Origin of the sequence: Streptomyces sp. HP-A2021, assembly GCF_022807935.1 — a bacterium.
In the GTDB taxonomy this organism is placed as follows: Bacteria; Actinomycetota; Actinomycetes; order Streptomycetales; family Streptomycetaceae; genus Streptomyces; species Streptomyces afghaniensis.
This window is the reverse complement of record NZ_CP094344.1, coordinates 3256321-3274712: the sequence shown is the minus strand read 5'-3', so window position 1 is coordinate 3274712 and position 18392 is coordinate 3256321. Positions and strand designations below refer to the sequence as shown.

Here is an 18392-nt window from a genome sequence, read left to right as displayed (position 1 = left end):
TGGTCGTTCGTTTGTCTTGACGAACATCGTAAGCCATGTCCACTATAAAAAACATGCGTTCGCTATGGAGAACACCGGGAGACCGAATACCGGGAGGCCGAACACGGGGAGGCCGAACACCGGACTGCCGAACACTGGATGGCGCGCTGCTCCGCGACATCGCGCTGGTCTGCCTGGCGGTAGGGGTGATCGGCATGTCCTACGGCGCCGTCGCGGTCACGTCCGGGTTCGCCTGGTGGTTCCCGGTCCTGATGGGGGTGCTCGTCCTCGCCGCCTCGTCCGAGTTCCTGTTCGTCGGGATCATCGCCGCCGGCGGCAGCCCGATCGCCGCGCTGCTGGCCGGGCTGCTGGTCAACGCGCGCCACCTGCCCTTCGGTCTGGCGGTGCCCGACGTCCTCGGGCGGGGCCGGCGCAAAATGCTCGGCACGCATCTCATGAACGACGAGACGGTCGTCTTCGCCCTCGCCCAGGACGAGCCGGAGCGCAAACGGGCCGCGTACTGGCTGTGCGGCCTGGGCATCCTGATCTGCTGGCCCGCCGGCGCAGCGCTCGGCGCACTGCTCGGCAGCGTCGTGCGGGACACCGACGCACTCGGCCTGGACGCCATGTTCCCCGCGGTGATCCTGGCGCTGATCCTGCCCGCGCTGAAGGACAAACCCCTGCGGCGCACGGCACTGACCGCCGCGGCCCTGGCCCTGACCGTCACCCCGTTCCTCCCGGCGGGCCTGCCGGTCCTGCTGGCCCTGGCCGCCCTGCCCCTGTTCACCGTCAGGACGAGGAAGAAGGCCACACGGTGAGCGACACCGCCATACCCCTCCCGCCGACGCTGGCGGCGATGCTCGCCCTGGCGGCCGGCACTTTACTGCTGCGCCTCTCCGGACCGGCCCTACGCGCGAGATGCACGCTCCCGGAGCGCGCCGAAAAACTGCTGGAGGTCTCGGCGGTCCTCCTGCTCGCCGCCCTGGCCGCCACGTCCGCCCTCACCGAGGACCACGCCTTCACCGGCCCCGCCCGACCGCTCGGGGTACTGGCCGGCGGAGTGCTCGCCTGGCGCAGGGCCCCGTTCCTCGTGGTCGTACTGGTGGCGGCGGCCACGACGGCACTGCTGCGACTGGCGGGAGTTCCCTGACGCTCCCTTAGGCGGACCTGACTCCTCAGGCCACGCGCCGCCCCTCCTGCCCGGACTCGCCCTCGTCCTCCTGCTCGTCCGGCAGATGGACGTCGTCGACGGCGATGTTGACCTCGACGACCTCCAGCCCGGTCATCCGCTCCACCGCGTTGATGACGTTGGTGCGGACATCCGCGGCGGTGTCGGCGATCGCCGCGCCGTACTCCACGACGACATCGAGATCGACGGCGGCCTGGCGCTCGCCGACCTCCACCTTCACTCCCTGGGTGACCCCACTGCCCCCACCCGGCACCCGCTGGCGCACGGCCCCGAAGGCCCTGGTCATCCCTCCGCCGAGGTTGTGCACCTCGGGGATCTCCCGGGCCGCCATGCCCGCGATCTTCGCCACGACCACGTCCGCGACAGCGGTGCTTCCCCGGGTCTCCGGGGGAGCCGTGCTGTCTCCTCGGCGAACCTGCGGTGTCGTGCCCCCGTCCTGCTTTCCCGTGCCCGTTGCGGTGTTTCTGCGCTGTGTGGTCTCCGTCATGACCGTCACCTCGTTGATCGGTGCGGGGTATGAGCAGCGTCGCTCCTATCCACCGTAGAACAATGGTGCGTACGGTGCGAAAGTGCTGAAACTGCCCGAACTGGCCACTCACCGCGCGAGGCGGTCGACGTGGCGCTGAAGGACGGCCGACGCCGTCTCCGGCGAGTGATGCCCCGCGAGAACGTGCACGGTGAGGCCGTCGGCGACGGCGAGGAGCGTATGCGCCTCCTGGACGGCGTCGAGGTGCGGCGGAAACTCCTGGGTGTCCTGTCCATAGCCGATGAGCCACACGACGAGATCATGAAGCTTGGCGTACGTCTCATGCAGGACGGCGGCGAGCCTCTCACTGGTGGGAGCATGACCGACGAAGGCCAGCCACACATGCGCCTGAGCCCTCGACTCCTCGTCCAGCAGGGCGAGTTCCGCCAGGGTGTGCGACAGCAGGGTGGTCGCGGCCTGTGGGGTGGAGGTCGCGGCGATGCGCTGGTCGGCCCGCTCGCTGACGCGTTGTGAGATGTGCTCCAGGGCGAAGAGCAGCATGTCCTCCTTGGTGCGGAAGCATCGCTGCACGGCCCCCATGGACACGTCCGCCTCGGCGGCGACATCCCGGAGGCTGACGGCCTCCATCCCGGAACGCGCGACCAGGGCGCACACCGCCTCCGCGATCCGCAGCCGCCGCTCCTCGTAGTCGACCTGCTTGGGCACGCGCCGCTCCTCCCGACCCCTCTTTTCCGATGCACTTGCATCATAACCGCGGACCCTGCACGATGTGATGCGACCGCATCGAAAAAACTCCCGAAGGGCCCCGTCATGCCAAAACAGCAGCTCAATGCCTCGAAAACCCACTCGGGTCAGGGCCTGCTCTGGCTGTTCGGCGCCATCCTGTCCGTCCAGGGCTTCGGCTCCGCCATGACAGAGGCAGGCTGGAACACGAGCTTCGGCGTCGCCGGCCTCCTACGCGCAGCACACGTCCCCGAATGGGGCACCCTCCTGGTCGGCTGCGGGGGTGCGGCCCTACTGGCTACGGCGGCACGCCGCCACTACACGAAGGGCCGGGCCAGTCGGCGTCCTTGAGCGGCTCGGGCCTCACCGATTACCCAGTAGAGCGTGATGGGCCGTTCGAGGGTGGGTCTGAGCTGGGACTTTGGCAGAACTCAAATAGGCCTCCGGCCCTCCGAAGCAGTGCCGCTCCGCCGACCTGATCGGCTGCAGCGTCATGGGTTTTCTCGTTACTCGACGGGGCGGCCGATGAGTTTGTGGCTCCCGGCCGGTCCAAGCTCGTGACACCTCAGGAAAGGACACCGCCATGTCGGAGCTTCTCGTCGACTTCATCACCTCCCTCGACGGCCACGCATCGGGAGAGGGATGGCCCGGGTTCTGGGGCCTCGAGGGCCCGGAGTACCTCGCATGGCTCGGTGAGCAGCCCGAGGCCACCTACCTGATGGGAGCGAACACCTACCGCTTGATGTCGGGCTTCGCCGCAGGCGAGGTCCCGAGTGGCCAAGACGAGTTCAGGCCCGAAGAAGAGGCGTCCGTCGACGAGCTCACGCAAGCGTCCAAGGTGGTGTTCTCCTCCTCACTCGAGGAGCCACTGACGTGGGCCAACTCCACGCTCGTCCGCGACGACGCCGTCGAGGCGGTCCGCGCCATGAAGTCGAGTGGCTCGGGGCTCCTCAGCACGATCGGCAGCATCAGCCTGTGCCGGTCGCTGCTACGAGCCGGACTCGTCGACCGCTTCCGGGTCGTGATGTTCCCGGTGATCACCGGGGCCACGGGCGAAGAACGCATCTACGACGGCTATCCGGACGTTGCCCTCGAGATGATCGAGCACCGCACCTTCGACGGCCGCATCCAGTTGGTCGAGTACAAGCCCCGCGTGCTCGAGCACCCGCCGCTCGGCGTCCCTGCGTGACGTCGTCCCGTCCGCCGGTCTGGACGGCCGTCAGGCCGGCGCCGGCGGGCGCGGAGCAAGACCTGATCAATAAAACCGCGAAGGGCTTGCTGACAGCCTCGCCACCGTGGCTCTCGCGATGATGGGGGAGGACCCCAATGCACCAGCGCTGGAGGACGTTCGGCGCGCCGTGCGAGGGGCCGTCGTACCGGGCTCACAGGGACGATGAGCCGCCGGCGGACCTGGAGGCGGCGTGCACGTGGCTCGCGGCCCACTCTCTTCCGCTCTCGGCTCACGAGCGGATGGGCCCGTACTAGGCACGCCGGTCGGGCGCCACTCACGCTGATCGTGTCGAGTGTCGATCGCAGGTCTATCGCGACCAGCGCGAAACAACGACAAAGAGCGGGAGTCAGTGAGACTGACTCCCGCCCTTTCATGTCGGCATCCGCCCTGGTCAGCGTGTGATTTCTGCTGATCTTCGGCGAGTGCCCCCGGCAGGATTCGAACCTGCGCACACGGCTCCGGAGGCCGTTGCTCTATCCCCTGAGCTACGGGGGCGTGTCGGTCGCGTTGCTCGCGGCGACGGGTAGAACACTACCAGCTCCCTCGGCGTGGTCATGAACGGGTTTCCGCTGTCGGGGGCGGGGTTGTGGGTCGCCCGGTCGGGGTGGAAGTGGGGAAAACCCGGACGCGGTGGCCGGGGCCGACCTACTCTCGAGTTGTGCCAGGCGCGTCGGGCCGGGTGCTTGTTGTGGACGACAACAAGGTCATCCGGCAGTTGATCAGGGTCAACCTCGAGCTGGAGGGGCTTGAGGTCGTGACCGCGGCCGATGGTGCCGAGTGTCTCGATGTCGTTCATCAGGTGCGGCCCGATGCCGTGACCCTCGACGTCGTCATGCCCCGGCTGGACGGGATCCGGACCGCCGCTCGCCTGCGAGCCGATCCGCGTACCCGTGACATGCCCCTCGCGATCATCAGTGCCTGTACCCAGTACGAGGTCGAGGCCGGGCTCGAAGTGGGCGTCGACGCCTTCCTCGCCAAGCCCTTCGAGCCCGCTGAACTCGTCGGGATGGTGCGGCAGTTGATCGAGCGGGAGCGGAGTGGGGGCAGGCCGGGGGGCGGTAGTCGTGCCGCCGGCGGTGGTGCGCCGGCTTACGGGTCCGTCCTCGGTGCGGGGGAGGCCGAACGGGCCGGGAGCGCCGGCGGGTGATCCGTCGGCCGCGTACGGATCGCCGGTCCATAGCCGTGCACGGCGGCTGTGCACAGTAGCTGCCACGGCCCTCACGCCCCGCGTCCACATCCCGGACCCTTCCCGAAACCGGCTCGCCTCCGCACCCCCCTCCTCCCATACGCTTGTCCCCGTGACCCCCGTCGAGCTCTCCCGCACCGTGCTGCACGCCGTGCGTCGCGCTGTCGACGAGGGCGAGCTCAGCGTGACCGTGCCGGAGCGGGCCGTGCTCACTCCGCCGGGGCCCGGGGGCTGTGGCGACTACGCCACCGGCATCGCCCTCCAGCTGGCCGGCGCGGCAGGGCAGCCGCCGCGGCGCGTGGCCGAGATCCTCAGGGCGCGGCTTGCGGGGGAGGCCTTCATCGGCGATGTCGTCGTCACGGGGCCCGGGTTTCTCAACTTCAGCCTGGAACACGACGCCACCGCACTGCTCGTCGAGGAGATCCTGCGGCGTGGGCGGCGGTACGGCCACGCCGAGGGGGCCGGCGGGACCGTCGTGCGGCTCCGGTGCCCGGCAGAGGTCCGTGCCGTCGTCGTCGCGGATGCCCTGGCCCGCGTGCTGCGCAGCCAGGGCGACGTCGTAAGCGTCACGTGCGACGGCCGGCCCGCGCCGGAGTGGGAGACCGTCCTCGGTGTGGATGCCGACCCATCGGGCAGTCCCTCCCGCTCCGCAGGCCCCCGCTCCCTCCCCGACCTCGACATCACCATCCACCCCGCCCCCACCCCCACCGACCCCGTGCCCCTCGGCCGCGACGCCGGCCGCTGGGCACTGCTGTACCCGGCCGCCCACGACCGGCCCCGGATCCCCGGTGATCACCTGGTCCAGCGGGAGGCCAACCCTCTCTTCCGCGTCCGGTACGCCCACGCCCGCACCCGGGCACTTCTGCGCAACGCCGCCGACCTGGGCTTCCACCCCGAGCCCGGCCCCGTGAGCGACGCGGAGGCACTGCTCGCCGCCCTCGGCGACCACCCCCGCATCCTCACCACCACCGCCACCCACCGCGGCCCCGACCGCCTGGCCCGGCACCTCGTCACCGTCGCCGACGCCACGCTGCCCCTGCTCCCCGCCGTGCTGCCCCTCGGCGACGAGAAACCCTCGGCCGCCCACCGTGCCCGGCTCGCCCTCGCCGAAGCCGCCGGGGCGGTGCTGGCCGGTGGCCTGTCCCTGCTCGGCATCGACGCACCCGACCACCTCTGAGAGACGCATACCGATCATGAGCCGTTCCGCACACCCCGCCGGGCCCCGTCACGCCGACGTCCTCCCCGAGGGCCACTACTCGGCGCCGCCCGCCGACCTGAACGCCCTGGACCCCAAGATCTGGGCGCAGACCGTGACGCGTGACGAGCGCGGTGTCGCCACCGTCGGGGGGATCTCCGTCACACGGCTCGCCGAGGAGTTCGGCACCCCGGCCTACTTCCTCGACGAGGCCGACTTCCGGGCCCGCGCGCGTGCGTGGCGTACCGCGTTCGGGGCCGACGCCGACGTCTACTACGCCGGCAAGGCGTTCCTCTCCCGTGCCGTCGTGCGCTGGCTGCACGAGGAAGGGCTGAACGTCGACGTCTGCTCCGGCGGCGAGCTGGCCACCGCCCTCTCCGCCGGCATGCCCGCCGACCGCATCGCCTTCCACGGCAACAACAAGTCCGTCGACGAGATCACCAGGGCCGTCGAGGCCGGTGTGGGGCACATCGTGCTCGACTCCTTCCAGGAGATCGCCCGCGTCGCCCACATCGCGCAGAGCCTCGGGAAGCGGCAGAAGGTCCTGATCCGGATCACCGTCGGTGTCGAGGCTCACACCCACGAGTTCATCGCCACGGCCCACGAGGACCAGAAGTTCGGCATCCCGCTGGCCGGCGGGCAGGCCGCCGAGGCGGTACGCCGTGCCCTCCAGCTCGACGGCCTCGAACTCGTCGGCCTCCACAGCCACATCGGTTCGCAGATCTTCGACATGTCCGGGTTCGAGGTCGCCGCACACCGGGTCGTCTCGCTGCTCAAGGACGTCCGCGACGAGCACGGCGTCGAGCTGCCCGAGATCGACCTCGGCGGCGGGCTCGGGATCGCGTACACGAGTGACGACGACCCGCGCGAGCCGCACGAGATCGCCAAGGCGCTCAGCGAGATCGTCAGCCGTGAGTGCGAGGCCGCCCAGCTGCGCACGCCGCGCATCTCCGTCGAGCCGGGCCGCGCCATCGTCGGCCCGACCGCCTTCACGCTCTACGAGGTCGGCACCATCAAGCCCCTCGACGGGCTGCGGACGTACGTCTCCGTCGACGGCGGCATGTCGGACAACATCCGCACCGCGCTCTACGACGCCGAGTACAGCGTCGCACTGGTCTCCCGCACCTCCGACGCCGAGCCGATGCTCGCCCGGGTCGTCGGCAAGCACTGCGAGAGCGGGGACATCGTCGTCAAGGACGCGTTCCTGCCGGCCGACCTGGCACCGGGTGACCTCATCGCCGTACCGGCCACGGGCGCCTACTGCCGGTCCATGGCCAGCAACTACAACCACGTGCTGCGGCCGCCCGTCGTCAGCGTGCGGGACGGCGAGGCCCGGGTGATCATCCGCCGTGAGACGGAGGAGGACCTGCTGCGTCTCGACGTCGGCTGAACGAGAAGCCGAAGGGCTCGGGGCGGAAGATCTCCTGTCTTCCGCCCCCGTACAAATGAAATAGACATCTCACGATCCGGACCGGGGGCAGAAACTCCCGTCCGGTGAGTGAGACTGGTTCCACCGTAGAAGGTAATGAGGAAACGAGGTCGGATGATGCGTACGCGTCCGCTGAAGGTGGCGCTGCTGGGCTGTGGAGTGGTCGGCTCAGAGGTGGCGCGCATCATGACGACGCACGCCGACGACCTCACGGCCCGGATCGGCGCCCCGGTGGAGCTGGCGGGCGTGGCCGTGCGGCGGCCCGACAGGGTCAGGGAGGGCATCGACCCGGCCCTCGTCACCACCGACGCCACCGCCCTCGTCAAACGCGGCGACATCGACGTCGTGGTGGAGGTGATCGGCGGCATCGAGCCCGCGCGGACCCTCATCACCACCGCCTTCGAGCACGGCGCCTCCGTCGTCTCCGCCAACAAGGCGCTGCTCGCCCAGGACGGGGCGGCCCTGCACGCCGCCGCCGACGAGCACGGCAAGGACCTCTACTACGAGGCCGCCGTCGCCGGTGCCATCCCGCTGATCCGGCCGCTGCGCGAGTCCCTCGCCGGCGACAAGATCAACCGGGTGATGGGCATCGTCAACGGCACGACGAACTTCATCCTCGACAAGATGGACTCGACCGGGGCCGGGTATCAGGAGGCCCTCGACGAGGCCACCGCCCTCGGCTACGCCGAGGCCGACCCGACCGCCGACGTCGAGGGCTTCGACGCCGCCGCCAAGGCCGCCATCCTCGCCGGTATCGCGTTCCACACGCGCGTGCGCCTCGACGACGTCTACCGCGAGGGCATGACCGAGGTGACGGCGGCCGACTTCGCCTCCGCGAAGGAGATGGGCTGCACCATCAAGCTGCTCGCCATCTGCGAGCGGGCTGCGGACGGGGCGTCCGTCACCGCGCGCGTGCACCCCGCGATGATCCCGCTGAGCCACCCGCTGGCCTCCGTGCGCGGCGCCTACAACGCCGTGTTCGTCGAGTCCGACGCCGCCGGGCAGCTCATGTTCTACGGCCCCGGAGCAGGCGGTTCCCCGACGGCCTCGGCCGTGCTCGGCGACCTCGTCGCCGTCTGCCGCAACCGGCTCAGCGACGCGACCGGACCGGGTGAGTCCGCCTACGCCGCCCTGCCGGTGTCACCGATGGGCGACGTGGTCACGCGCTACCACATCAGCCTCGACGTGGCCGACAAACCGGGTGTTCTCGCCCAGGTGGCGACCGTCTTCGCCGAGCACGGCGTCTCGATCGATACGGTTCGCCAGCAGGGGAAGGACGGCGAGGCGTCCCTCGTCGTCGTCACGCACCGTGCGTCCGACGCGGCCCTCACCGGGACCGTCGAGGCGTTGCGCAAGCTCGACACCGTGCGTGGTGTCGCCAGCATCATGCGGGTTGAAGGAGAGTAACCAGCAATGACCCACCAGTGGCGCGGAATCATCGAGGAGTACCGGGACCGCCTTCCGGTATCCGACAGCACGCCGGTCGTGACGCTCCGTGAGGGCGGCACGCCGCTCGTGCCCGCGCAGGTGCTCTCCGAGCGCACGGGCTGCGAGGTCCACCTCAAGGTGGAGGGCGCGAATCCGACCGGGTCCTTCAAGGACCGCGGTATGACCATGGCCATCACCAGGGCCAAGGAGGAGGGGGCGAAGGCCGTCATCTGCGCCTCCACCGGCAACACGTCGGCCTCCGCCGCCGCGTACGCCGTGCGGGCCGGGATGGTCTGTGCCGTGCTCGTGCCGCAGGGCAAGATCGCGCTCGGCAAGATGGGCCAGGCCCTCGTGCACGGCGCGAAGATCCTCCAGGTCGACGGCAACTTCGACGACTGCCTCACGCTCGCGCGCGGCCTGAGCGACAACTACCCGGTGGCGCTGGTCAATTCGGTCAACCCGGTACGTATCGAGGGCCAGAAGACCGCCGCGTTCGAGATCGTGGACATGTTGGGTGACGCGCCCGACATCCACGTCCTGCCGGTGGGCAACGCGGGCAACATCACGGCCTACTGGAAGGGCTACACGGAGTACGCCGCCGACGGCGTCGCCACCCGCACCCCCCGGATGTGGGGCTTCCAGGCCTCCGGCAGCGCCCCGATCGTGCGCGGCGAGATCGTCAAGGACCCCTCGACCATCGCCACCGCCATCCGCATCGGCAACCCGGCCTCCTGGCAGTACGCGATCGCCGCGCGGGACGAGTCGGGTGGGTTCATCGACGAGGTGACGGACCGTGAGATCCTGCGCGCCTACCGGCTGTTGGCCTCGCAGGAGGGCGTCTTCGTCGAGCCCGCGTCCGCCGCGTCCGTCGCCGGTCTGTTGAAGGCCGCCGAGCAGGGCAAGGTCGACCCGGGGCAGCGGATCGTGTGCACCGTCACGGGCAACGGCCTGAAGGACCCCGACTGGGCCGTCGCCGGTGCCCCGCAGCCGGTCACCGTACCCGTCGACGCGGCGGCCGCGGCGGAGCGCCTCGGACTGGCCTGACGTGCGCCTACGTGTCGAGCGCCGGTGTAACGCTCGACACGGTCCGGCGTAAGACGGCGCTTGCCGGGGGAGTTTCCCTACGGGGGGTGCACAGGGGGCTTACGACACGCATCGTGCGCCTCCTGTGCGCCCTATGTCGCCACAGAACCTTCCTTCGATAGGCTGTACTGAACCCGCCCGCCGCATATGCCGCGGAGCTGCGCCGTCTCCGCGGCCCCCAGGGTTCTCGTACGCCATCGAATGTCCATCCCACGTCATTCGACAATCACGCAGCTCAAGGAGAGTCATCGAGCGATGGCCGGTCCAGCGTTCCGCGCCGCCGCCGTCCGGGTGCGCGTCCCCGCCACCAGTGCCAACCTCGGCCCGGGCTTCGACGCCCTCGGCCTCGCGCTGGGGTTGTACGACGACGTGGTCGTCCGGGTGGCCGACTCCGGGCTGCACATCGACATCGCGGGTGAGGGCAGCGAGACCCTCCCGCGCGACGAGCGGCACCTTCTCGTACGTTCCCTGCGCACCGCCTTCGATCTGCTGGGCGGGCAGCCGCGCGGCCTGGAGATCGTCTGCGCCAACCGCATTCCGCACGGCCGGGGCCTGGGCTCCTCCTCGGCCGCCATCTGTGCCGGCATCGTCGCCGCCCGGGCCGTGACCATAGGCGCCGAGGCCAAGCTCGACGACACCGCGCTGCTGGAACTCGCCACCGAGATCGAGGGCCACCCCGACAATGTCGCCGCATGTCTGCTGGGCGGCTTCACGCTCTCCTGGATGGAGGGCGGCGCGGCCCGGGCGATCAGGATGGAGCCCGCCGATTCCATCGTTCCGGTGGTTTTCGTACCCGGAAAGCCGGTACTCACCGAAACCGCGCGCGGCCTGCTCCCGCGCTCCGTGCCGCACGTCGACGCGGCCACCAACGCGGGCCGTGCCGCCCTGCTCGTCGAGGCCATGACACGGCGCCCCGAGCTGCTGCTGCCCGCCACCGAGGACCGTCTGCACCAGGAGTACCGCGCCCCGGCCATGCCCGAGAGCGCGGCGCTGGTGGAGCGGCTGCGGGCCGAGGGCGTCCCCGCGGTCATCTCCGGCGCCGGCCCGACGGTCATGGCGCTGGCCGACGCGGGCACCGCCGACAAGGTCGAGGCCCTGGCGGGCGCCGACTGGGCCGCCAACCGGCTGAGTCTCGATCCGCAGGGCGCGATCGTCCTGCCGCTCGCGGCCTCCAGTGACATCTGAAAGCGCACGGTTGCCGGATTTCGAGAGGGGGAATGTTTGTTGGATCCGGTAGTGTTAACCTCAAGTCTGCACCCGACCCCACCATGGCGAGGTGCCTCGTGTCCCCGTCCGGGACAGACATTCTTCCGGGAGCCCCCCAAGCCGCACTGTGTTCCGTACGTCGGACCGTACGCCGTACACGGACACTGAGCGGGGCGCAGGGCACGCTCCGGAACCGGTGCGACCACGCCGCGTGACACTGACACTGGGTGTCACGGCACATGGAAGCGCCATCACCAGATTCCTCCGCCGCTGAGGCGGACCACCGCCCCGGCACGGTTCACACCACACGGACCGAAGCCGGACAGCACAACCGGTCGCCGAGCCAGACAGGCCGACGTCCGCTCCAGGGAAGGACCCTTCGTGAGCGACACCACCGATCTGATGGGCGCACGTGTCGAGGAGACCGCTGCCGCGCCCGCCACGGACGCCTCCGCGCCTGCCACCGGTGCCGGCTCCCGGCGGCGCCGCGGTACCGGCCTCGAGGGCATGGTGCTGGCCGAGCTGCAACAGGTCGCATCCGGCCTCGGTATCAGGGGCACCGCGCGTATGCGCAAGAGCCAGCTGATCGAGGTCATCAAGGAGGCGCAGGCGTCCGGCGGCGCCGCTCCGGCGGCGAAGGCCGAGGCCCCCGCCGAGACCAAGCCGAAGCGCCGCGCCACCTCCCGGACCCGTACGGGGGACAACGCCGAGAAGGCGGAGAAGAAGGCGGACGCGAAGCAGGCTTCCGAGGCCCCCGCCGAGAAGGCCGACAAGGCCCAGAAGGCCGTGGCCCAGCAGCAGATCGACATTCCCGGCCAGCCCGCCAGCGACGACGCGCCCTCCGAGCGCCGCCGTCGCCGGGCCACCGCCGACGCCGGTTCCCCGGCCGCCGTCGCTCCGGAGACGGTCGCCGCCGAGGCGAAGAACGAGGCGAAGAACGAGTCCAAGGGCGAGTCCCAGCCGCAGCAGCAGTCCCAGAACGACGCCAAGTCCGACGGGGGCGAGGGCGGCGAGGGCCGTCGTCGCGACCGCCGTGACCGCGGCCGGGACAGGGACCGCGACGGCGGCCGCGACCGCGACCGCCGGGGCAACAAGGGCGACGACCAGCAGGGCGGCCAGCGCGGCCAGCAGAACCAGCAGCAGGGCGGCGGCCGCCAGGACCGTGACCGTCAGCAGGATGACGACGACTTCGAGGGCGGCCGGCGTGGCCGTCGCGGGCGTTACCGCGACCGCCGGGGCCGCCGCGGCCGCGACGACGTCGCCTCCGAGCCGCAGATCGCCGAGGACGACGTCCTGATCCCCGTCGCGGGCATCCTGGACATCCTCGACAACTACGCCTTCATCCGCACGTCCGGCTACCTGCCCGGCCCGAACGACGTGTACGTCTCCCTCGCCCAGGTCCGCAAGAACGGCCTGCGCAAGGGTGACCACATCACCGGTGCGGTCCGTCAGCCGAAGGAAGGCGAGCGCCGCGAGAAGTTCAACGCGCTGGTGCGCCTGGACTCCGTCAACGGCATGGCGCCCGAACACGGCCGTGGCCGCCCGGAGTTCAACAAGCTGACGCCGCTGTACCCGCAGGACCGCCTCCGCCTGGAGACGGACCCGGGCGTCCTCACCACCCGCATCATCGACCTGGTCTCGCCCATCGGTAAGGGGCAGCGCGGTCTGATCGTGGCCCCGCCGAAGACCGGCAAGACCATGATCATGCAGGCGATCGCCAACGCGATCACGCACAACAACCCCGAGTGCCACCTGATGGTCGTCCTCGTCGACGAGCGTCCGGAAGAGGTCACCGACATGCAGCGGTCGGTCAAGGGCGAGGTCATCTCCTCGACCTTCGACCGCCCGGCCGAGGACCACACGACGGTCGCGGAACTCGCCATCGAGCGTGCCAAGCGGCTGGTCGAGCTCGGTCACGACGTGGTCGTCCTGCTGGACTCCATCACGCGTCTGGGCCGTGCGTACAACCTCGCCGCCCCGGCCTCCGGCCGCATCCTGTCCGGTGGTGTCGACTCGACGGCGCTGTACCCGCCGAAGCGCTTCTTCGGTGCCGCCCGGAACATCGAGGACGGCGGCTCGCTGACCATCCTCGCCACCGCCCTGGTGGACACCGGGTCCCGCATGGACGAGGTGATCTTCGAGGAGTTCAAGGGCACCGGCAACGCGGAGCTCAAGCTCGACCGGAAGCTCGCCGACAAGCGCATCTTCCCGGCGGTGGACGTCGACGCGTCCGGCACCCGTAAGGAAGAGATCCTGCTCGCCAGCGACGAACTCTCCATCGTCTGGAAGCTGCGCCGGGTGCTGCACGCCCTCGACCAGCAGCAGGCCGTCGAACTGCTCCTCGACAAGATGAAGCAGACGAAGTCGAACGCCGAGTTCCTGATGCAGATCCAGAAGACAACTCCGACGCCGGGCAACGGCGACTGAGGTAAGCACTGCGTAAGAGGGCCGCTCCCGGAAACGGGGGCGGCCCTTTGTGCTGTTCGCGTGAGGGTAGGATCACGCTCTCTTCGAACATGTGATCCCGAGGGGGGACATTCGTGGGTAGAACCATGCCTGGGGGCGGTCGGCACAGACGCCGGATACGCATCGGCCTTCCCGTCGCCGCGGCCGGTGTGGCCGCCGCCGTGGCCGCCGCGCTGCTGACGACGTCCGCCGGCGCGGCCACCCCGCTGCCGCAGCCGACGGTCAAGCCCGCCACCACCTCGCCGTCGCTCGCCGAGCTGGAGAAGCGCGTCGCGGGTGCCATGGCCGGTGACGACGTCGCGGGCAAGACGAGCAAGGCGTCGCTGAGCGCGAGCTCGAGCACGAGCCCTTCCACCATCGACCCGAAGATCATCGGCGGCAGCGAGACGACCATCACCTCGGCCCCGTGGATGGCGCAGCTGCACTACTACGACGACCGGGGCACCTCGACCACCAGCGACGACATCGGCTTCTTCTGCGGCGGCGCCGTCGTCGCGCCGACGAAGATCCTCACCGCCGCGCACTGCGTCAAGGGCTACGACTGGCACGCCAACGGCGCGATCGTCACCGGCACCTCCCAACTGCCCTCGGCCGACGGCACCGACCTGCACGGCGGCACCGTCACCGGCATCTGGCGGCAGTGGAACCACCCGTCGTACAACGCGACGACCATCGACAACGACATCGCGGTGCTCACCCTGCCCGTCCCGGTGAAGGCCACGCCGATCCGCATGACGACGTCCGGCGACACCACGTCGTACCAGGCCGGCACCAGCGCCAAGGTCTACGGCTGGGGCCGCACCAGCTCCACCAGCGACGACATCTCCGAGACGCTGAAGACGGCCACGCTGCCCGTCCAGTCCGACACCACCTGCGCCGGCGCGTACGGCAGCGACTTCGTCAAGGGCCACATGGTCTGTGCGGGCAAGCCCGCCACCGGCAGCGACACCGGCACCACCACCGCCTGCAACGGCGACTCCGGCGGCCCGCTGGTCGTGAACAACCGGATCGTCGGTGTCGTCTCCTGGGGCGTGACGGACTGCGTCGCCAAGGGCGCCTACAGCGTCTTCAGCAAGGTCAGCACCTACGTCGGCGCCGCCTACCCGCGCCTCGACGACACCAACATCAGCGGCGACCACAAGGCCGACCTGTGGGTGCGCAACGCCTCCACCAAGACGGGCTACTCCAAGGACTCCAAGGGCACGTCCTTCGCCGCCCGCGAGTCCTGGGGCAACTGGAACGGCTTCAACACCGTCCTCCAGACGGACTTCGACCGGGACGGCTACCAGGACCTGGTCTACCGGCGCAGCAGCGACGGCGACGTCTTCTGGACCCACTACGTGATCTCCACCGGCACCTGGTCCACCAAGCAGATCGCCGACAACTGGAAGACCCGCACCCGCATCATCACCCCCGGTGACGTCACCGGCGACTACCTGCCCGACCTGCTCTCGGTCGACTCGGCGGGCGTGATGTGGATCTACCCGGGCAAGGGCAACGGCACCTTCTCGCCCCGCGTCAAGGTGAGCTCCGGCTGGAACCAGTACAACTCCGTGCGCGGCCACGGCGACTTCACCGGGGACGGCAAGACCGACCTGATCGCCCGCAGCGCGTCGGGCAGCTACATGTACCTCTACAAGGGCACCGGCAAGGCCGGCTCGGGCGCCTTCTCGGCCCGGGTCAAGGTGCGCACCTGGAGCGGCTACAACGCCTTCGACGCCACAGGCGACATCACCGGCGACGGCAAGGCCGACTTCCTGGCCCGCACCCCCGGCGGGACGCTCTACCTGTACCCGGGCACCGGCAAGGCGACCAGCGAGATCTTCGCCACAAGGATCTCTGTCGGTACCGATTTCAAGCAGTACGACATCTTCGGCTGAAACCGCAGGTGAGCGAGGTACCCCTCGCCGACACGAACACACACTGTGCCCACCGCCCCACGCGGTGGGCACAGTCCGTTGTGCAACCCTTTCCCGAGTTTCTCCGTCTGACCAGGCGGAGCGACGATGGTGCCAGGAGGCAGTCCCCGACCGATCACGCCTGGTACTGACCGCAGGGGGTAACCGACCGTAGACGAGCTGAGGAGCACATGTCTGCCGAGAGCACGCCGGGTCCGGGCATACCGGGCGATACCGGCACCAACGGGCCGCGCCACCGCGCCAAGGGCCGACGCCGCAAGCCCCCCAAGCGCCACAAGGGCCTGATGGTGACGGCCTGGACCGCCGCGGGGATCGTCGTCCTGGGCGGCGCCGGGGCGGGGTACGTGTACTTCAAGCTCAACGGCAACCTCAAGAGCGTCGACATCGACCAGGCCCTCGGCACGGACCGGCCCAAGAAGGCCGACAACGGCTCGGAGAACATCCTCGTCCTCGGCTCCGACACCCGCGCCGGCGGCAACAAGAAGCTCGGCGGCGGCACCGACGACGGCAGCGCCCGCTCCGACACGGCGATGATCGTGCACGTCTACAAGGGCCACAAGAAGGCCAGCGTGGTCTCCATCCCGCGCGACACCCTCATCGACCGGCCCGAGTGCACGGACACCAAGGGCAAGCAGTACCCCGCCGCGAACGGCGTGATGTTCAACTCCGCGTACTCCACCGGCGGGGCCGCCTGCGCCGTGAAGACCGTCGAGTCGATCACCGACCTGCGCATGGACCACTACCTGGAGGTCGACTTCGCCGGCTTCCAGCGGCTCATCGACGACCTCGGCGGCGTCGAGGTCACCACGACCAAGAACATCGACGACCCCGACAGCCACCTGAAGCTGAAGGCCGGCACCCACAGACTCGACGGCGAACAGGCCCTCGGCCTGGTCCGCACCCGGCACGGCGTCGGCGACGGCTCCGACCTCGGCCGCATCCAGCTCCAGCAGGCCTTCATCAAGGCGCTGGTCAACCAGGTCAAGGACGTCGGCGTCTTCACGAACCCGAAGAAGCTGCTCGACCTCGCGGAAACCGCGACCAAGACGGTGACGACCGACTCCGACCTCGGCTCGGTCAACAAGCTCGCGTCCTTCGCGGGCGGCCTCAAGGGCATCACCCCGTCCAACATGCACATGGTCACGATGCCGGTGGCCTACGACCCGGCCGACCCCAACCGGGTCCTGCTCCAGAAGAAGAAGGCCGACGAGATCTGGAAGGCCCTGGAGAACGACAAGCCGATCCCGAAGAGCGCGACGAAGGGCACGGCGACAGGTGAAGCCAAGGGTGTCGTGAGCGGCCGGTAGGAGGCGCGGGGAACAAACGACGGCAACCCCCGGTTTTGGGGGATGGCCCCAGTCCTGGCAGACTGGTACGTCGGCCCCGGTTCACGCTCCCGCACCCCGCGGCAGCGACCCGGCGCCCTCCCGAAACCTAGGAGACACCTTGAAGCGCGACATCCACCCCGCGTACGTCGAGACGCAGGTCAGCTGCACCTGCGGCGCGTCGTTCACCACCCGCAGCACCATCGAGTCCGGCGCGATCCGTGCCGATGTCTGCTCCGAGTGCCACCCGTTCTACACGGGCAAGCAGAAGATCCTCGACACCGGTGGCCGCGTGGCCCGCTTCGAGGCCCGCTTCGGCAAGGCCGCCGGCTCCAAGAAGTAGCGAGCCCCATTTCGCCGGTCCGCGGACGCGCCCCCTCACCGGGCGCTCCGGGACCGGCGTTTTTGGTCGCCCGCCCCTTCACCCACGTCAGTACACAGGAGCCAAGATGTTCGAGGCCGTCGAGGAACTCGTCGCCGAGCACGCCGACCTGGAGAAGAAGCTCGCCGACCCGTCGGTCCACGCCGACCAGGCCAACGCGCGCAGGATGAACAAGCGTTACGCCGAGCTCACCCCGATCGTCGCCACGTACCGCTCCTGGACGCAGACGGGCGACGACATCGAGACCGCGCGCGAATTCGCCGCCGACGACCCCGACTTCGTGGCCGAGGTCAAGGAGCTGGAGCAGCAGCGCGAGGAGCTGACCGAGAAGCTGCGCCTGCTCCTCGTCCCGCGCGATCCCAGCGACGACAAGGACGTCATCCTCGAGATCAAGGCGGGCGCGGGCGGCGACGAGTCGGCCCTGTTCGCCGGCGACCTGCTGCGCATGTACCTGCGGTACGCCGAGCGCGTCGGCTGGAAGACCGAGATCATCGACGCCACCGAGTCCGAGCTGGGCGGCTACAAGGACGTCCAGGTCGCCGTGAAGACCAAGGGCGGCCAGGGCGCGACGGAGCCCGGACAGGGCGTGTGGGCCCGCCTGAAGTACGAGGGCGGCGTGCACCGCGTGCAGCGGGTCCCGGCCACCGAGTCCCAGGGCCGTATCCACACCTCCGCCGCCGGTGTCCTCGTCACGCCCGAAGCCGAGGAGGTCGACGTGGAGATCAATCCCAACGACCTCCGCATCGACGTCTACCGCTCCTCCGGGCCGGGCGGACAGTCCGTCAACACCACCGACTCCGCCGTGCGCATCACGCACCTCCCGACCGGAGTCGTCGCCTCCTGCCAGAACGAGAAGAGCCAGTTGCAGAACAAGGAGCAGGCACTGCGTATCCTGCGCTCCAGGCTGCTCGCCATGGCACAGGAGGAGGCGGAGAGGGAGGCCGCCGACGCCCGCCGCAGCCAGGTCCGCACCGTCGACCGCTCCGAGAAGATCCGTACGTACAACTACCCGGAGAACCGCATCTCGGACCACCGTGTCGGCTTCAAGGCGTACAACCTGGACCAGGTCCTGGACGGCGACCTCGACGCGGTGATCCAGGCCTGTGTCGACGCGGACTCGGCCGCCAAGCTGGCAGCCGCGTAAGGACACGTAGGACTACTGAG

Annotated in this window: 17 protein-coding genes and 1 tRNA gene; 15 read left to right on the top strand and 3 right to left on the bottom strand. The window is 69.8% G+C overall.

From position 1 onward, the window contains the following. Positions 1-86 precede the first annotated feature (86 nt). Positions 87-797, top strand: coding sequence for an AzlC family ABC transporter permease (locus MQE23_RS14740; protein ID WP_347710164.1), 711 nt, complete (start codon positions 87-89; stop codon positions 795-797). Between the two features lie 38 nt (positions 798-835). Next, positions 836-1129, top strand: coding sequence for an AzlD domain-containing protein (locus MQE23_RS14735; RefSeq protein WP_347710163.1), 294 nt, complete (start codon positions 836-838; stop codon positions 1127-1129). A 25-nt stretch (positions 1130-1154) separates the two neighbouring features. Here the strand turns inward: MQE23_RS14735 and MQE23_RS14730 are convergent, their stop codons facing one another. Further along, the gene (locus MQE23_RS14730) at positions 1155-1655 is read right to left on the bottom strand and encodes an Asp23/Gls24 family envelope stress response protein (protein WP_037669140.1); all 501 of its coding nucleotides are present in this window, start codon (positions 1653-1655) and stop codon (positions 1155-1157) included. A gap of 108 nt (positions 1656-1763) precedes the next feature. Continuing rightward, positions 1764-2360 carry a TetR family transcriptional regulator C-terminal domain-containing protein gene (locus MQE23_RS14725; RefSeq protein WP_020272572.1) on the bottom strand — a complete coding sequence of 199 codons (597 nt, stop codon included), beginning with the start codon at positions 2358-2360 and terminating at the stop codon, positions 1764-1766. 105 nt (positions 2361-2465) lie between these two features. Between MQE23_RS14725 and MQE23_RS14720 the strand changes: the two genes are divergently transcribed. Together MQE23_RS14720 and MQE23_RS14715 are read left to right on the top strand one after the other, a co-directional pair. Continuing rightward, the gene (locus tag MQE23_RS14720; RefSeq protein ID WP_020272573.1) at positions 2466-2729 is read left to right on the top strand and encodes a hypothetical protein; all 264 of its coding nucleotides are present in this window, start codon (positions 2466-2468) and stop codon (positions 2727-2729) included. Between the two features lie 232 nt (positions 2730-2961). Next, on the top strand, positions 2962-3567 hold the full coding sequence (locus MQE23_RS14715) for a dihydrofolate reductase family protein (RefSeq protein WP_020272574.1): 606 nt from the start codon (positions 2962-2964) through the stop codon (positions 3565-3567). Between the two features lie 465 nt (positions 3568-4032). Here MQE23_RS14715 and MQE23_RS14710 read toward each other — a convergent pair. Then, positions 4033-4104, bottom strand: a tRNA-Arg gene (locus tag MQE23_RS14710). 163 nt (positions 4105-4267) lie between these two features. Between MQE23_RS14710 and MQE23_RS14705 the strand changes: the two genes are divergently transcribed. The 11 genes from MQE23_RS14705 (at position 4268) to prfA (ending at position 18372) form a co-directional block, all read left to right on the top strand. Then, on the top strand, positions 4268-4756 hold the full coding sequence (locus tag MQE23_RS14705) for a response regulator (RefSeq protein WP_347710132.1): 489 nt from the start codon (positions 4268-4270) through the stop codon (positions 4754-4756). A gap of 151 nt (positions 4757-4907) precedes the next feature. Beyond that, entirely contained in the window at positions 4908-5972 is a 1065-nt protein-coding gene (gene nrtL, locus MQE23_RS14700) for an ArgS-related anticodon-binding protein NrtL (RefSeq protein ID WP_243379351.1), read from the top strand. A gap of 16 nt (positions 5973-5988) precedes the next feature. Beyond that, positions 5989-7380, top strand: a complete 1392-nt coding sequence (lysA, locus tag MQE23_RS14695) for a diaminopimelate decarboxylase (RefSeq protein ID WP_243379350.1) — start codon at positions 5989-5991, stop codon at positions 7378-7380. A 153-nt stretch (positions 7381-7533) separates the two neighbouring features. Then, entirely contained in the window at positions 7534-8826 is a 1293-nt protein-coding gene (locus MQE23_RS14690) for a homoserine dehydrogenase (protein WP_020272578.1), read from the top strand. 6 nt (positions 8827-8832) lie between these two features. Next, a complete protein-coding gene (thrC, locus tag MQE23_RS14685) occupies positions 8833-9891 on the top strand; it encodes a threonine synthase (RefSeq protein ID WP_020272579.1) in 1059 nt (352 codons plus the stop codon). A gap of 294 nt (positions 9892-10185) precedes the next feature. Continuing rightward, a complete protein-coding gene (gene thrB / locus MQE23_RS14680) occupies positions 10186-11115 on the top strand; it encodes a homoserine kinase (RefSeq protein WP_020272580.1) in 930 nt (309 codons plus the stop codon). A 402-nt stretch (positions 11116-11517) separates the two neighbouring features. Then, positions 11518-13563, top strand: a complete 2046-nt coding sequence (gene rho, locus MQE23_RS14675; RefSeq protein WP_243379349.1) for a transcription termination factor Rho — start codon at positions 11518-11520, stop codon at positions 13561-13563. Positions 13564-13688: 125 nt separating this feature from the next. Then, positions 13689-15482, top strand: a complete 1794-nt coding sequence (locus tag MQE23_RS14670) for a trypsin-like serine protease (RefSeq protein ID WP_243379348.1) — start codon at positions 13689-13691, stop codon at positions 15480-15482. Between the two features lie 209 nt (positions 15483-15691). After that, a complete protein-coding gene (locus MQE23_RS14665) occupies positions 15692-16828 on the top strand; it encodes an LCP family protein (protein ID WP_020272584.1) in 1137 nt (378 codons plus the stop codon). Positions 16829-16967: 139 nt separating this feature from the next. Further along, entirely contained in the window at positions 16968-17189 is a 222-nt protein-coding gene (gene rpmE, locus MQE23_RS14660) for a 50S ribosomal protein L31 (RefSeq protein ID WP_010040182.1), read from the top strand. A gap of 106 nt (positions 17190-17295) precedes the next feature. Beyond that, positions 17296-18372, top strand: a complete 1077-nt coding sequence (gene prfA / locus MQE23_RS14655) for a peptide chain release factor 1 (RefSeq protein ID WP_020272585.1) — start codon at positions 17296-17298, stop codon at positions 18370-18372. Positions 18373-18392: the final 20 nt, after the last annotated feature.